The sequence below is a fragment of the Mycoplasmopsis canis PG 14 genome, assembly GCF_001553195.1.
GTDB classification, from domain to species: Bacteria; Bacillota_I; Bacilli_A; order Mycoplasmatales; family Metamycoplasmataceae; genus Mycoplasmopsis; species Mycoplasmopsis canis.
The window spans coordinates 331008-348598 of record NZ_CP014281.1; the positions used below are offsets into that span (position 1 = coordinate 331008).

Below are 17591 nucleotides of genomic sequence, written 5' to 3' on the forward strand. Positions count from 1 at the left end.
AACATACAAAATGATATAATTAAATATATATATTTAAAAGGAGTAAAAGTGACTAAAAATAGAAAAAAATGGTTAGTTAGTATTTCGATAGCTTTTGGAATAATTTTTATAATAATTTTTATAGGATTGTTCATTGGTTTAGAAAATGACAAAAAAGTTTCTGCTATTTTAGCTTTAGGAATTTTAATTATTTTACTTCTTGCTGTATTACTAAGTTACTATGCAATAATTGAGTTTGCGAGGTCAAGAGATTTAATTAAAAAGTCCTTTAATGGTTTCATAGAAGAAATTATGACCAACAATAATATCGGTGTGTGTATTTATGATACAAAACAAGAAATTGTTTGATCAAGTAGTTTTATAAAAAGTACTTTCGGAAAAGATTTTGTTGGTGTTAAAATAAATAACGCTCTCGCAAAAATTAATAACAAGCATCAAAAAATTAAAGACATTATACAAACACGATTTGAATTCAAATATAAAGAAAATAATTATGAAGTACAATTCTGACCACTTAGTAATTTGATAATTATTAGAGATATAACTTCAGAGTCTTTATTTAAAATACAAACAAAAGAACAAATGCCTGTTATTGGCGAGATAGAAATTGATAACTATCAATTGTACCAATCAATTTTTTCTGAAGAACAATTATTCACTATTAGTAAAACTGTTATTGATGCAATTAATGAGTATGCAGATAAATATAATTTGGTTTATAGACAATATACAAACGGAAAATTTTTGATTTTCACAAATGAACACACGATTGATAAATTAATTTCTGAAAACTTTAATTTATTTTTACAAATCAAAAATAGAATTAAGGATACTTCAATTAATAAAATATCAATAAGCGGTGGTTTTGCTTATGGGTGAACTTCTTTAAAGAAAAAAATGGAACAAGCCAAAAAAGCATTATTGCAAGCTCAATCAAGAGGTGGAGATCAAATTACAATTTATTCAAACATTCAACCTCCAATATATTTAGGATCTAATTCAGAAATTTTAAATGATAATAATAGAACAAAGATAAAAAACATTGCATCTAATTTTGAGAAAAAACTAAATGATCCAGATATTAAAAAAGTTTTTATATATGGGCATAAATTAGCTGACTTAGATGCGTTTGGTTCTGCTTATGCAGTTTGAGAAATAGCGAAAGCTTTTGATAAAGAAGCATATATAATAGCAGATACTTTTGATAACACTGTTAAGCAATTAATTTATGATAACTTCACGGATAAGAGTTCAATTATTTATAATTCAAACTTTGCATTAAGAAATACAGATGAAAAAAGCTTAGTTGTATTTGTTGACATTGCAGATCCTGAAAGAACTGATAACGTTAATGCAATAAACCAAGTTAATCGTGACAATATATTTGTTTTTGATCACCATAGACTAGCCAAATCAATTGAATTTGCACCTAAAACAAATTGTTATGTAGAAACAGGGTCTTCAAGTGCTGCGGAAATAATAACTGAGGTAATTTCATTTTTTGAACATAAAATGGCAATTTCTCAATTGGTCGCTCAATTGTTATTAAATGGTATTTATTTAGATACAAGTCAATTTTCAAAATCAGTTACTCCTCGTACGTATGATGCAGCATCATGACTAGAGTCAAAAGGCGCTAATTCATTAAAAAGTGGAGAACTTTTAAAAATAGATGAGCAAACTGAAGAAAAAATTAAGGATATGATAAAGAACATCGTTGAAATTAAAAAAGGATATTTTCTTGCATATTCTGATGTCGAGGCAACGAACGATGAAATATCAATTGCTGCAAATGAAATTTTAAAAATAAAAGGGCGTGTTGCTTCATTTGTGGTAGCTAAGTTATCTTCTTCTAAAAACACTTTTAAATTAAGTGCTAGAGGTATTGAAACAAATGTTCAAATTATTTGTGAAGCAGTTGGTGGTGGTGGTCACTTTAGTACTGCGGCCGCAACCAGCAACGAAGACTTAGAAACATTTGTTGACAATATTAAACACGCTATAGCAACAAAAGGGAGACAAATTAAAAATGAAAGTAATATTAATTAAAGATTCAAAAGACGGAAAAGCAAATACAATAATAGAAGTTTCAGCTGGTTATGGAACAAACTTTTTAATAAAAAAAGGTTTAGCTGTTGCTTATAATCCACAAACAAAAGCACAATTAGATAAAAGACTTGATGAGTTATCAGCTAACGAACATGAAAATAGATCAAATGCATTAAAGATAAAAGAAAAACTTGAAGAAATTACTTTAAACTTTACATTAACATCAAATGTTGATAAAAACGGAAATCTCAATGTTCATGGATCGGTTTCTACAAAAGATGTAGATAAAAAGTTAAAAGATTTAGGATACAACTTATCAAAGCATTCTTTACAAAAAATTCACCTTGTTTCACATGGGTCACATGAAGTTTCAGTTTTTCTTTATAAAGACATAGAAGCAAAGTTAAAAATATTTTTAACAATAACAAATGATAAAAAATAAGTTTAAGAAATTTAAAAAATACAATAATTTTGAAACTTTAAATCAACAAAACCCAGATACTCTTTTTAAAGATGATCTAATAGAGAAAACTGTTTTGAGCTTAATGATGCTAGACGAAGAAAAGCAACAAATGGCTAGTCAACATTTAAGTCCCGAACACTTTATATTCCAAGAAAACAAGCAATTATTCGAATTTATAATTGAAAAAAGAAATAAAAAAATTAACGCTGTAGGAATTTTTCATGACTTCTTCGAAATTAAAAACTTTATTGAAACCGATAAAAACAACGCTAAATATCCACTTGTCAATGTTAAATTAATTAACGAGATTAATTCATTATTTATAAATGAAGAAAATTTTTTAAGTTATATTGAACAATTAAACGAATTGAATAAAATGAGAAATCTTGAATCTTTTTATCAATCATCACTAAATTCAATATCAAACAATAAAGAATTAAATTTCGAAAATTCTATTCAAGATTTTAATACATTTTTAGAAGAAAACTTTTCAAAATCGTTAAATAACACTTCATTTGTTAGTTTTAAAAAAGCTACCGATGAATTCGAAGAATTGATTGAAAAAGGAAGAAACAACGAAATTTCTGAAGGTTTAAAAACCGGATATAACGTATTAGATAATTTAATCAAAGGATTTAAACCCGGACAGTTAATCATACTTGCGGCTAGACCAGGGGTCGGTAAAACCGCATTAGCATTAAATATAGCTAAAAATATTACACAAGAAGAGACTCTAGATAGCTATGGTCAACCAATAAGATCAAATAGTTGTGCATTTATTTCATTAGAAATGCCATACATCGAATTGACTCTTCGCCTATACTCTTCACTAAGTTCTGTATCGCTAAGCAAATTGCAAAAACCATTATTAATGGATTCTTCAGAAATAACCAGCTTAAGAACTACTATAGCCAGAAACAAAGAAATGACAAATTTATACTTAGATGATAATACATCAAGCAAAATTTCAGACATAATTTGAAAAGTTAAACAATTAAATAAAGAACTTCCTGGTGGCTTAAACTTATTAATCATTGATTACTTGCAATTGATAACAAGTAATGACTTTGCTGGTAATAGACAAAATGAAGTGGCTCAAATTTCTAGGGCATTAAAAATTCTTGCTCTTGATTTAAAAATTCCTATCATTGCCCTCTCTCAACTTTCAAGAAACGTCGAAAGTAGAGAGAATAAAAGACCACAGCTTAGCGACTTAAGAGAATCAGGGGCCATCGAACAAGATGCCGACATAGTAATATTTTTAAGCAGAAATATTTTAGAAAACAAAAAACAAAGCGAAAATCAAAGCGGAATCTACGATAACCACAGTATAACAGAGGTTACGATTGCTAAAAATCGTAATGGACAACCGGGTTATGGAGAAATGTTGTACGAAGGTAGAATAGTAACATTTTTCGAAGAAACAAAAAATTAGGAGCACATAATTCATGGACACGTATCATTATCAGTACAACTCAATTTCTAACTCAAGCCAAATCGCTCATAGCGGATCACCTATTAGTATAGAATTAATGATAGGCATAATTGCTGCATTAATAATTTTATTTTTATTAAGCTCAATTTATAGCGGCTGTGAAACAGCTTATTCATCTTTTTCAAGCGTTAAAATTCATGAAATGAAAGAGAATAACGAAAAAGGAGCAAAATTAATTGAAAAACACCACAAAAGATACAATAGAATATTAACAACCATTCTTATAGGTAATAATCTAGTGAATGTTGCATCTGCAACAATAACTTCATTTTTACTAGCGAAACTACTTGGAGAGGGTCAAATAAGTGTTATTGTATCAACGTTAGTAGTTACTCCTCTTTTAGTTATTTTTGGTGAAATAACGCCTAAATTAATTGCAAAACAATATCCAAAGAAATATTTACAGTTTTTTAGCTGATATATTGATGTTAATTATTGAATTTTTTGAATTCTTACTTGACCAATTACAAAAATATCTAAAAAAGTTTATGTAACTAATTCAGAAGAAGATTTAAAAACCATAATTAATTTAGCTCAAGAAGAAGGTGTCTTGCAAGCCGGAGAAAGTATTTTAGCTCAAAAGGCCTTAGATCTAGATTCAACAAAAGTATCATCACACTATGTAAGATTAAAAGATGTAACCTCTATTAAATTTAAAGCAAACATTAAAGAAGCATTAGAAATTTTTAAAGAAACAAACTACTCAAGATTACCGGTTGAACGAGATGGTCAATTAATAGGGATTTTATTGCTAAAAGATATTTTTCATTTACAACGCGGAAAAATTATGAACTATATGAAATTAGTTCCGACAGTTTCATCTAATTCCATATTATCTAGTGCCTTAGAAAAAATGAGGGCAGCAAGAGCTCAAATGGCTTTTGTTACAGAAAATAATAGTACTTCTGATATTATTGGAATAATAACTATAGAAGATATTATTGAAGAAATCGTTGGTGAAATTTACGATGAATATGATGATGATGAAAAGATTTATGAAATTTCTTTAGAAAAAGCGAGAATCGAAGAAAATGTTAGAATGCGTGAGCTTTTCAAGCAATTAGAAATAGATGATGAGTTGATTGAAGAAGACGAAAAAGAAATGTTGTTATATGAATGATTAAAAACCAAAATTGACAAACAGAAATTATACAAAAACTCAAGATATGTTCTTGAAGAAGAAGTTGCTTTTAAAGTTATTGAAGGCCAATCCAAAGGCAATGATCCAATTATAGAAGTTTCAAAATTATAAAAATCGGATAACATCCGATTTTTATAATTTTTGACTAATCATTAATATATATTTTCGTGTGATTCTTCGTCTTGGCTAACAGGTATATCAGCCTTTACTCACTCATTGTACTCTATTTTTAAATCATCTTTTATGTAGTTTCTAGAAGGAAAAGCTTTATTAAAATCCTCTAAGAAAAACTCATTTTCTTCAAAATATCCAGACATATCTAATAAATCTATATTCTTTGTTCTGCTTTTGGTTAGATTTGGAGTTATTTTTTGAGATAAATCACACTCATTAGTTGCATCATTATCTTTGCTAGGTTTTCATCTATTATATTCTTCTAGACTCGAAAGAATATAATGATTATCATCATTATCGACATGAATAAATCCATTGTTAATGTAATATTCATTTTTCTTGTATAAGTCTTTATTTGTCTTAATTTGTAAATTGTTTTTAACCAATTTCTTAACTAGTGGGTGAATTGGGTTTTGCATTATTTCCTTAGTATTTCCATATTCCAAAAGTTTGAAGTCATCGAAAATAAAGATTTCGTCATATGACTCTTTAAGGAATTCAAAATCATCTGAAACAAATACAAATGATGAACCAAAAATATGAGAAACATTTTTCAAAATCCTCTTTATTTCTTTCTTTCCATCATGACCAATAAATTCCTCATCATCTTGAATAAAGATAACTTTAATACCGCTTAAGAATTGTTTAATCAACTTTAATTTAAACTTATTTCTAGTCTCAAGATATTTATATGGTATAAAAAACTTTTCTATATTAATTGATAATTGCTCAAAGATTGTCATAAACTTTAGCGCTGCTAGATATTCATTTTCAAGTTTTGTTGAAACCTTAGATTTTGATGATGTGAATTTTGCTAGTGATGTGAAAAAATTAAATGCTCATTCTTTAAAAACAAACATATTTCTAAAAATATTTATTTCCCTAAATAGATTATCTGATTCAGGTGATAAGACATTATTTTTTGATATATTATCAAGAAAGTGAAAAAGGTTTTCAGAAATTTTTTTGTGGTTCTTTATTTGTCTTTCAAGTTTTGAAACTTTTAATTCTTTATTATTTAAAAATAAGTTAAATAGTTTTGCCTGTGATTCATCACTTCACTTCACTTCCGCTTCCGCTAACTTAATAGATTGTTCAAAGTTAAAAATATTAGATTTCTCATTTATAGAATCTTTTTTAGTAAAAACAAGTTTTTCGATATTATATTTTTTATTAAGAAGATTTTTTATTTCTTTATCTATTTGATCTTTGATTTTTGCAGATTCTGATGCAAAAATATCTACAGTTATTATGAATTCGAAATTAATAACCTCTTTAATTCTTTTTATTTTATATTTTAAAGGTTTTTTAATTTTTAGTATTGGATAAAAACGATTTTCAGAAAATATTTTTGCCTCTTGATTCACAAAAAGCTCAACATCTAGAATTTTATTATTCTTTAAATATAAAATTGAATTTTTTTCTTTTTTTCAAAACTTTAGAATTTTATTTTTTATTAAATAGTTTTTGTAAACCTCTAATCATTTTTCTTCGTCATCTAAATTTCTCAACTTAAGTTTTAAAATTCTTTTCTCGCCCTCTATTTTTTTAACAATCGAAGAAATAAATGACTCATTTTCATTAATCAATTTTTCTTTATAACTATAAAAGAAATTTATTTCAGAAATCAAGTCTCTTCTTTTAATATCATAAGATACTTTTTGAAGCGAAGAATTATTTATTTGCTTAATAAACTTGAGTGCTATTTGATTTTGTTCTATTATTTTTTTTGATATATTAAAATCACTTTTATCATACTCTAAAAGCAACTTAGAATGTCCTTCTCTTATATCTTTAAAAAAGTTTATTAATGATGTTGAAATTTCGTTTTTATAATTATTTATTAATTGATGAGCTAGTTTAGCTATCTCATCAATTAATGATGCTTTATCAATAGTTTTTAAAAGTTTTTTCTCATAGTCATTCTTGAAAGAATCAAATAATTTTTTATAAGTATCGCTTATTGTTTGTAAATTTTTTGAGTGAAATGAAATTTTTGAAAATAATGAATTCTTCATTATTAACTCAAAATCCTTTTGAAAAATGATTAAATCATCTTCTTTCTTAGACTTAATGACATCATTTAAGCATGCCTCTCAAATTTCATTAAAAGGCAATTTTTCATCAATATCATACTTTTCTTCTCTTAAGTTTAAAAACGAAATATTTCTTAGTATTTCATTTTTATTTGTGATGTAATTTTCTTTATTATTTGATAAATGCTTAAAAAATAAGTTTGTGCTCTTGGTATTTGTTATTGATTTTCAAATATTTTTTAAATTTAAATTCTTGTTTTCTCTAGAAATGTAAAATGCAGTACTTTTCCTATTTATAGAGAGTTCTGGTATATTTATATAATGCTCTAATTCATTATTGTCTTTTTTTCAAAATTCAATTGGTTTTCTTTCAAATTTTTCAAATATATTAGAAATAATTAAAAAGTTCTTACTTGACATATTTAACCTACTTATAAGAAAGAGCATTATTTTTATTTATTAATTTATGAACAATAGTATATGAAAAATAAATGACAAAAACATTAAATCATATTTTAACAGGACTTAAGATGACGTGTTGTGTTATTCAAATAAATATATCATCTTTATCACCACCACCAATAGAAAATAAATCAGCATACGAAAGTATTGGTACATTAACTAATTCCAAAACAGCGCTAAAAGATATAATAGGAGCAATAGCAAGGAATGTATTATTTTTAAACTTAAATCTACCAAAAATACTAAAAAACATCATTGATATAGTTCCTAAACTCATTAAAATCAAAAGAATTTTTTTGTTAGTTATAAACGATCTGTCTAGTATTTGTTGTGATGAGTTTGAAATTATACTTAAAACTATTCCAAGTACTAAGCTTAAAACAACTATTGAAACAAATAAATTAATGTTCTTAAGCATTGTATAACTATCTCTATCTTCAACATATTTTTTTCTATTGTTGTATTTAATTATTTTTAGAGCATACATATCAGCTTTTTTCTCATTGTTTAACATTTTAGCTTTATTAAACTTAATTCCTAATATTGATATTTTTTGAACTATTCTTTGGATTTTATACTCAGGACTAAATGCTGTTTTTAGTATTTGCATAAAATATAAACCAAAAATACCAGCAACTAAACCGTTAACTGCGGCAGCAACAGTATATAATGGGTGGTATCCAGCGGGTGGTATAAATAAAATTGACAAAATATCGCTAATTAATCCAACAAACATTCCTATCGCTGGCCCGAAAATAAATCCAGTAATTTTAATCGGTAGGCCAATAAACGAAATTTTAAATGATGGTATAACAGCTAAAGGCATAATTTGCACAACAACAACTGCAAAACTAACTGAAATAGCAATCAAGATAGCAACAAAAACCATCTTCTTAATGGTTCACTTTGGCAATAAATTAATTTCTTGAAAATTAAGTTTAATAATCTTATTTGCTATTTTTTTCATTTTTAAATTATAACATTTATAAAAAAAATTAATATATAAAATATATTAATGGACTTAAACTCAATTATATTATATTAATTAGAAAAGTCATATGCAAGTTGAACATGCATATGACTTTGTTTTTATGTATCCTGTAATAAAATAAATGTGCAAAAACAAGAAAGGATACATTAATATTATAATGAAAAATTTAGGAAAATGAATTTGTATTTTTGATCAATCAAAGAAAGAAAATAAATATACTCATTATGAAATTGCAGAAAATATTGATACTATTTGAAAGTTTCAAGGAAAATTAGAACTAACTAGAAATTTACAGAAAAAACAAATGGATATTGATTCAATTTATAATGCTTTATTTGAAATTAGCCAAGGTATATCAATTCAAAAAGCCTCTAGAAAAATAAAAAGAGATGTGAGAACAATAAAAAACAAAATTGATCTTATGACTAGTAAACATTCTAAAGATTTATTAAAATATCAAAGATTTCAATGTAACAATTGTTTTAAAAGAGTCACTAAGGTTAAAGTTATTCATTTTTCTAAAATATACGATCATTTATTGGATTATAGATACTCAAGATTGTTTTTCAGAAATACTAAGTTACAAGAAAAATGAGAACCATTTAAAGAGTATTGAAATGATATTAGACATAAATATAATAAATACAAAATCAAAAGAAATATTAAAGAAAAGATGCCAAAAACTTCTGTAAAGTTTTTGGTAAATTCTTTTAAGAAATCTCACATTGGCTTTAGCCCTTCTGTTAGTTCAGTGTATAAAAAGATGCAATCCTTACCATTTTATCTAGATTATGAACATATAATTAGAAAATCAGAAGGTAAATATATTAGGAAAACAACCAAGAAGACTAAATTAGTAACATTGAATAACGCTACCGAAATAACTAAGAGACCAAATTATATTAACGATAGATCAGAAATGGGCCATTACGAACTTGATACTGTAATGGGCAAAATTGATGATAAAAAGTGTTTAGTAACTTTGTTAGAAAGACAAACTAGAAAGTCATATGCTACAATAACCAAAAGAGGTTCAAAATATATTCATCAAGCTTTAAATAATATGATTAAAAAGTTTGGTTTAAATATTAAATCCTTAACTGTCGATAATGGTAAGGAAAATGTTTTATTACACAAAATCATTCCTAAAGACAGATTGTTCAAATGTCTTCCATATAGTTCATGGCAAAAAGGCTCCATTGAAAATATGCATAGATTAATAAGGTATTTTATTCCTAAAGGTAAAAGTCTTGACAATTATACTCAAGAAGAAATTGATTTTATGATGGAATGAATAAATAACTATAGAAAAATTATTAATCAACCTTAGATTATTTTAACCCCCCGCCCTTGATTTCAGACAAGGGAGCCTTACTTTTTGAAAAAGTAAGCAAAAGCGGCGAGAAAACTTTTAAAGTTTTCTATTTTCCTATACCTTTTTGTAAATTTAAAATTTGATAAAATTATTTTACAGTTTTTTTATTACATCCTTGCAAATGACTTTTAGAATATTCACTCAATTATATTATCATTATTTCTTTTAAAAATTTTGTATAATTTATATATGAATTTAAGTGGGGGTTTAGTATAGTGGTAGTGCTACAGTCTCCAAAACTGCAAGTAAGGGTTCGATTCCTTTAACCCCCGCCAAAATCTATTTAAGAAAAAAACCGGAGCATTTTTTAATGTCCGGTTTTTAAATTTATTTTAAATTTTTCTTAACTGCTGTAATAAAACTATCAAAAAGTGGGTTTGATTTCAAAACTCTTGTTGTAAATTCTGGATGATATTGAACCCCTAAGTAAAATGGGTGATCGCTAACCTCACAAATTTCAGCTACACCTGTTTCAGGATGAACACCAGAAAAACTAAAGTTTTCATCCTCTAAAGTGTTTCTATAAATTGGGTTTACTTCATATCTATGTCTATGTCTTTCGTAAAAGATTTCATTTCCGTAAATTTGGTGAGCTAAAGTTTTATTTTTAGCTATAATAGGATATTCACCAAGTCTTAAAGTTCCACCCAAAACATCTTTGTCACCATTTTCAAAGAATGGTGTTAAAACAAAGGTTTGTTTTTTGTTCTCGTCATTGAACTCCTTGCTAGTAGCGTCAATAATACCTCTTAATCTAGCGTGCGCTACCGTCATGGCTTGGAATCCTAAACAAATACCCAATGTTGGTATTTTGTGTTCTCTTGTAAATTTTGCTACTTCAACCTTAGCTTCAAAACCTCTTACTCCAAAACCTGGTAATATTAAAACACCATCATATTCTGTTAATGTCTTTTTGATATTATCTTGATTAATAAAGTCTGCATTAATTAATTTATATTCTAACTCAACATTATTATGTGCTGCTGCTATTTTCAAAGAAGTTATAATAGATAAATATGCATCTTCTAGTTCAACATATTTTCCAACAAGTAATAGCTTAATTTTTTTATTGTTATCCTTTAAATACTTATGAACAAATTCAATTCATTTTTTATAGACATTTTCCTTAATTTTTTTCTTAATATTAAAATGTTTAAATATTACCTGTAGTATGTTTTGTTCTTTTAAAAATAATGGTATTTCATAAATATTTGCTTTATCCGGTATATTTATAACATTTGAGGATTCTAAAAAAGATGCTTCGGCAATTTTGTCCACTATTCTGTTATAAACTTTTCCTTGTGATCTTAATAATAAAATATCAGGATTAAGTCCGTAAGAGCGTAAAGTCGCAATAGAAACTTGAGAAGGTTTTGATTTGTATTCATTTGAAGCACTTAAATAAGGTACAAATGCTAAATGACTTAATAACACATCATTTTTGCGCATAGATTTAAACTTTGAAATTGCATATATATACGGATTAGATTCTATATCCCCGACAGTACCACCGATCTCAATAAGCATAAAATCAGGTTGTTGTTCTTTTTCAATACTTTCGATTATTTCAATTATTTCATCAACAACATGTGGTACAATTTGCACTGTTTTTCCATTATACTCACCACGTCTTTCTTTTTCGAAAACGTGAGTTAATATTTTTCCAGTAGTATAATTACTTTTCTTTGTTAGTTTAACATCAATAAAACGCTCATAATGTCCTAAGTCAAGGTCAGTTTCACCACCATCGCTAGTTACATAAACTTCACCATGCTCAACTGGTGACATAACTCCTGGGTCAATATTTAAATAAGGGTCTAATTTCATAACAAATACACTGAATCCTTGCATTTTAAGAAGGTTTCCTATACTTGCAAGAGTAACACCTTTACCTAATCCAGATAATACTCCTCCAGTTTGAATAATAAATTTTGTTTGTTTTTTCATAAATACTCCTTTAAAAAATATATAAAAAAGGATCACTTAAAAAAGTGAGCCAAAATTATTTCACTAAAAGTGAATCTTCATTCATTTCTGTTGGTTTGTTAACTCCAATGTATTCCAAAATAGTTGGCGCAACATTTGCTAATTTACCATCCTTGAGTTTAATGTTTTTATCAGTAGAAATAAGCATAACTGGACTACTTGTATGTTTTGTAGCTGGTTTCCCATTTTCATCTTCTGTTATTTCTGCATTACCATGATCAGCTGTAATAAATACTGTAACATTATTTTCTTCTGCTCAATCTACAATACGTTTAATTTGTGTATCAAGGAAGCCAACAGCTTTAATTGTTGATTGTAAATTACCTGTATGTCCAACCATATCTGGGTTAGCAAAATTCATGATTGTTACATCATAATCAAGTCCATTTTTTAATAATTCATCAGTAATTCCTTTAGCAGACATTTCTGGTGCATCTGCATAAGATTCTACTTTTAATGAATCAACCATAATACGTTTTGAATTTTTAAATTCAATATCATTACCACCATCCATAAAGAATGTTACGTGTGCATATTTTTGAGTTTCAGCAATTCTCAATTGTTTTTTGCCTGCTAACTCAAGAACTTTTCCAATTGGCATCGGAATTTCCATTTCATCAAAAGCAATAATTGTTTCTAAACCTTCGTATTTCATCATTGAAGCAAATTTATTGATTTTAACTGGGTGATGTGGTTTAAAATCATATAATGAAGAATTAATAAATAAATGTGTAAGTTGTCTTGCTCTATCAGGACGGAAATTAAAGAATATTATAGAATCATTATCCTTAACAAAATTATCTCTATCTATGTTTGAGTTAATTGAAGGTACAAAAAATTCATCTGATAAATCTTTTGAATACTGGCTGTCAACAAAATCTACAGCACTTTCAAAAGTATTTTCTGAGTTACCTAAAATTGCATTGTATGCCTTCTCAACTCTATCAAACATTTTATCACGATCCATAGCATAAAATCTTCCTGAAATTGATGCTATATTATAACCGTATTTATTACAAATATTTTGAAGTTTTATCATTGATTCTTTGATTGATTTAGGAGCAACATCTCTCCCATCTCCGAAAACGTGTACCGAAACTTTCTTAAGACCATAAGCGTTAGCAGCATGCAATAACTCAAATAAATGATCTTCAAGTGAATGAACTCCTCCAGGAGATAAAAGTCCCATTAAGTGCAATGTAGAATTATTTTCTAATACATCTCTAAATACCTCTACAAATGCTTTGGTATTTTTGTATGAACCATCATTTAAAGCTTTTTTAATTAATGATAAACCTGTGTAAACAACTGTTCCGGCACCTATATTTAAGTGACCTACTTCTGAGTTACCCATTTGTCCTTCTGGTAATCCAACAAATTCACCAGAAGCTTGAATTATTGAATTTGGATATTCCTTAAATAACTTATCGAAAGTTGGAGTATTAGCTAAAGCAAACCCATTTCCTTGAGTTTCTTTTCTTAAACCAAGACCATCGATAACAATTAAAACTGTTTTTTTCAATTTGATCTCCTAAATTTAAATTTTCTAATCATAAATATATAAGTTAATTGTACTAAAAAAAATGATTTTATAAACTTAATAAAGAAAAAAGAGGCACATGCCCTCTTCTTATTTGTTTTTGTTCTTAAATAACAATACCCCTAGTACTAAAGATATTGAACCAAATATTGCTGCTATAGCACTAGCTATATATGTTCCTGATTTTGATGTATTTTTATCATCATTTGTTTTTTCTAACGATTTGTCAAAAGAATCTTTTGGTGTTTCTTTATTTGTTGTATTTGGTTCTTCATTCGTTTTCTTATTATCCTCGTTATTTTTAGGTTTCGGCGACTCAACAACACTATTTGATTTATTTTCTAAATCTATCATTTTGTTCTTGACTATGCTAATATTTGGGTCATTTTTATATGATAAAGTAACTTTAACAACTATTTTTTTATCATCCTTAGAAATTAATTGAACATCGCTAATTATTTTATCTTTATCAATACCTTCGACTGAAATATCACTTGCTGTAACATTATTATTTTTTAATAATTTAAGTGAAAAATCTATATCTTCTAATAAGCTCTTTTCAAATTTATTTTTGTCTACTTCATTAAGAGAATGTTCAATATTAGTTATGTATCCTTTAAATGTGTTTTTACCATCTCCAATATATTGCAAAGGAATGAAAAGTGATGAAGAATTTGTAAATGTATGTTCAACTGTATATTCACCAGTTTTTTTATCTATTCTTCTTGAACCATTTGTTCCAACGGGTTTTCCCCCTGTTTCTTTTCCATTTACAAACAATTTAGTAATTGCCACCTTTTTCGCATCGTCAAATTCACTAACTAATTCAATTTCAACCCATTTGTCATATGGTAATTCATAATCAAAAGTATAATCCATTAACTCTCTGCTGAAACCAAATTTAGTAGAATCTTTTTGTCTTGCTTTTATCGCTAATTGGCCATATGGAGTATCAGTACTAAAAATAACTTCTTCTTCTTGATCATCAGAAACTTTTTGTCTTTTAATTACAAATTTAATTCTATTATTGAAGCCTAGTAAGTCAATATTTGTGGTTGCTTTCGCTGTTTTATCAACAACCTTTAGAGAACTAATTCCTTCTTCGTTAGAAGTACTCATTCCTGAAGAAAGATTCATAATTCCAAATTTTCCCTTTTTATCTAGAAGTTTTTCGCTATCATTAGAACCTTTGAAATCATAACTAAAATAGTGAGAAGAATTTTTCTCTAACTTAATTTTGTGAGAAGGGTTTGAATTTGGAGCATCACCGATTTTTGTAATTATATTATCTCTATACTCTTCAAATGTAGAGTCTAATCCATCAGATCCGACACCTCAAACTTTAGTAGCGAAGTATGGTAGTGCATCTTTAAATCTCTCAAATAAATCATACTCATTAACACCGGTAGCCCTTACATCTAATAAGGAATCACCTCAAATAGCATACATCCCACCTAACATTTGAGATGAACCAGATGGAATATTTGAATTACCCATTATATTTGCTTCATAATTATCATATATATTTTTGTTATTTAAAAAATCTCCATACGCACTTCTTGAACCTGTTCCATTAGGAACCATATAAGTAGGACTATCAAGAGTATTAATTAATTTGTAACCTTCATCATACATCGCTGAAGGATTGGCTCAACCTAGACTCCAAATATTCATCTCCACTTTATCTTTATACTCTTCTTTTATATGCTTAGAAGCACTTCTTATATGTGTAAAACTACCCCATAACCTAACTTGAATTCCTTTATCAATAAAGTATTTAAACATTTCATTTGCAAAGTCATAATATGCATCAGGGCTATCAAAGAATTCATCACAACCTATATGTACTGTTGTTCTAGAGTTTTTATCAAAAATTTTTCCTTCATTTGTATAATCATCCAAAATTTCTTTAATAAGTTTAACCGCCTCAGGATTTGTGATATCAACATGATCAACTAATGTTCTTTTACCACCAGCGTTTGTGCCAAATTTTTTAACTGCAAATTCTTTTCAAATTTTTGTAATTGATAAAGCATGAGCTGGAAAATCTAATTCTGGAACAATATTAACACTTAAATCATTCGAATCATTCATAAATTTTTTGAACTCATCAATTGTATAGTGGTAATCTTCATTGTGTAGATATACTTTTTTACCATCTATTTCTTTATATTTTGAAGATTCAAGTCTTCAACCTGAATATGCATCAAATGATCTCTCTATATCTTTATCTTCTTTTTTATCTGATACATAATCCTCTAAGAAAATTAAATTGTCACTTAAGTGAACTTGCAGTTCATTCATTTTATATCATGACATTTCTTTAACAACAGCTTTTAAAATATCCATTGAGACCGCTTTTCTTCCTACATCAAATGAAAACCCTCTTTTCTTAAATTTTGGATAATCTTTCATTTGACCCTTTGATAGTTCAAAATTCTCATTACTTTTAAGCATTTGTAAAAGTGTTCTTGTAGATCAAAAAGCACCGATTCTATTTACAGCTTTAATTGTCACATCATTATCAATAATCATTCCATATGTTTCTTCGTCATAACCTGGAATTTGGGTTTCTGTTAAGTCAAAAACTATATTTCCATTCGTAGTATCCGAATCAGCAAAAGATTTAATTTCTATTTCTTTGTTAAAAATATCTTTAAAATCTAATTTTAATTCATTAAACATTTTGTTTAATTTTTCATCCAATTTACCTTTAACAAAAATTTTAAAATCTTTATTTAATTTAAGGTTCTCATTTGAGTTCGAATATCATTCTGCTATCTCAACAGCTACCTTTGGTTTTGGGTTTTTATTTTCTTGTTGAACAAATTTTCCAGTTACCTCTAAATTAGAAGCAGGTTTCACTTTATGTTTTTTGCCTTTTTTATCTGTATAGATAACTAGTAGTTCAACAGTTTTAGATGTGAGTGGTTTAAAAACATTACCCTTGCTATCTATTATTTGTTCATAATCAGCTTGAATTTCAATTCTAGAAGAATCAATTTCTTCAGGTAAAGTAATTTTATTACCATCTGTATTAATTGCTGGTCTTCAATCTTGAATTTTTTCTAATACATTATAAATGTTGTTTTGAAGGTCCATAGGTTCTGTGTATAATTCTAGTTCCTTCACAGAAATGTTTTTTCATTTTAATTTAGGATTTATGGTTCTACCACTTTCACTTCAATTAGTCACTTTAAGCATTACATATCTAGCATTTTCTTTAATTGAAGTAAAATTACCATAGTAAATGGTTCTTCTTAAATTTTGTTCTGACTCAGTTCATTCAAAAACTTTATTTGCATCATTGTCCAAATTTTCTTTTTGATTAGAGGCAAAAAGTTTAAATCCTGTAATATTATCTCTTTCTAAAAATAATTGAAATGAGCTAACTTTTTGTTCTGACCCTAGATCAATTATTAAAGTTTTAGCCCCATTTGAAGGATCGCTTTGATTAGTTGCTCATCTTGTATTAAAATCTCCGTCAACAGCTTTTGATCCATTAAACTCAGTACCGTTTTCGAAATCATTTTGTTCTGTAGATTTTCCTAATGCTATATTTGTGCCATTTTCAGTACCATCATTTGTTGTTGGATTAGCAGAAACTAGTGCTAATGGCAACGAGATAACACTAGACATCCCACCACAAATTAATAGAAATTTTCTTTTTAAATTCATATTCTCTCTCCTGTAATCATTTCCACATATAAAAATTATAAAAATATTTACTTAAAAATAATCGTTTTTAAATAATTCATTCAAAAAGAAAGTAAAAACTTTATATTTCCTTAATTAAAAGTGAATTATTCATTCATTTAAAAATAAGATTAATTGCAAAATCAGTGTGCATTTTATTTTGCATTTTGGGATTTTCCTTAG

10 protein-coding genes and 1 tRNA gene are annotated in these 17591 nt (G+C 27.1%); 6 read left to right on the forward strand and 5 right to left on the reverse strand.

Annotated elements, in window-relative coordinates:
• Window positions 1-48 precede the first annotated feature (48 nt).
• From AXW82_RS01190 to AXW82_RS01205, 4 genes are read left to right on the forward strand one after another with little or no spacing between them, the layout of a single operon-like run.
• Window positions 49-2049 carry a GGDEF domain-containing protein gene (locus AXW82_RS01190; RefSeq protein ID WP_004794776.1) on the forward strand — a complete coding sequence of 667 codons (2001 nt, stop codon included), beginning with the start codon at window positions 49-51 and terminating at the stop codon, window positions 2047-2049.
• Window positions 2030-2491, forward strand: a complete 462-nt coding sequence (gene rplI, locus AXW82_RS01195) for a 50S ribosomal protein L9 (RefSeq protein WP_004794774.1) — start codon at window positions 2030-2032, stop codon at window positions 2489-2491. Before AXW82_RS01190 ends, rplI begins: the two co-directional genes overlap by 20 nt.
• Complete coding sequence (locus AXW82_RS01200; RefSeq protein ID WP_004794772.1) at window positions 2478-3947, forward strand: DnaB-like helicase C-terminal domain-containing protein; 1470 nt, start codon at window positions 2478-2480, stop codon at window positions 3945-3947. Before rplI ends, AXW82_RS01200 begins: the two co-directional genes overlap by 14 nt.
• Window positions 3948-3960: 13 nt before the next feature.
• Window positions 3961-5259, forward strand: coding sequence for a CNNM domain-containing protein (locus tag AXW82_RS01205; RefSeq protein ID WP_004794771.1), 1299 nt, complete (start codon window positions 3961-3963; stop codon window positions 5257-5259).
• 41 nt (window positions 5260-5300) lie between these two features.
• Here AXW82_RS01205 and AXW82_RS01210 read toward each other — a convergent pair whose 3' ends face one another.
• The gene (locus tag AXW82_RS01210; RefSeq protein ID WP_004794769.1) at window positions 5301-7778 is read right to left on the reverse strand and encodes an MAG1360 family OppF-related protein; all 2478 of its coding nucleotides are present in this window, start codon (window positions 7776-7778) and stop codon (window positions 5301-5303) included.
• Window positions 7779-7785: 7 nt separating this feature from the next.
• The gene (locus AXW82_RS01215) at window positions 7786-8787 is read right to left on the reverse strand and encodes an ECF transporter S component (RefSeq protein ID WP_004794767.1); all 1002 of its coding nucleotides are present in this window, start codon (window positions 8785-8787) and stop codon (window positions 7786-7788) included.
• Window positions 8788-8968: 181 nt separating this feature from the next.
• On the opposite strand from AXW82_RS01215, the gene AXW82_RS01220 reads away from it, so the two are divergent.
• Both AXW82_RS01220 and AXW82_RS01225 read left to right on the forward strand, forming a co-directional pair.
• Window positions 8969-10141 (forward strand): IS30 family transposase, encoded by a 1173-nt coding sequence (locus AXW82_RS01220; protein ID WP_052746216.1) that lies wholly within the window; start codon window positions 8969-8971, stop codon window positions 10139-10141.
• Between the two features lie 246 nt (window positions 10142-10387).
• Window positions 10388-10461: transfer RNA gene (locus AXW82_RS01225), tRNA-Trp, on the forward strand.
• Between the two features lie 52 nt (window positions 10462-10513).
• On the opposite strand, the gene AXW82_RS01230 is transcribed toward AXW82_RS01225, so the two are convergent.
• The 3 genes from AXW82_RS01230 to AXW82_RS01240 all read right to left on the reverse strand — a co-directional run bounded on the left by AXW82_RS01230 (window position 10514) and on the right by AXW82_RS01240 (window position 17390).
• The gene (locus tag AXW82_RS01230; protein ID WP_004794765.1) at window positions 10514-12133 is read right to left on the reverse strand and encodes a CTP synthase; all 1620 of its coding nucleotides are present in this window, start codon (window positions 12131-12133) and stop codon (window positions 10514-10516) included.
• A 55-nt stretch (window positions 12134-12188) separates the two neighbouring features.
• Window positions 12189-13694, reverse strand: coding sequence for a 2,3-bisphosphoglycerate-independent phosphoglycerate mutase (gpmI, locus tag AXW82_RS01235; protein WP_004794763.1), 1506 nt, complete (start codon window positions 13692-13694; stop codon window positions 12189-12191).
• 108 nt (window positions 13695-13802) lie between these two features.
• Window positions 13803-17390, reverse strand: coding sequence for a family 20 glycosylhydrolase (locus AXW82_RS01240; RefSeq protein WP_004794761.1), 3588 nt, complete (start codon window positions 17388-17390; stop codon window positions 13803-13805).
• Between the last annotated feature and the right edge of the window lie 201 nt (window positions 17391-17591).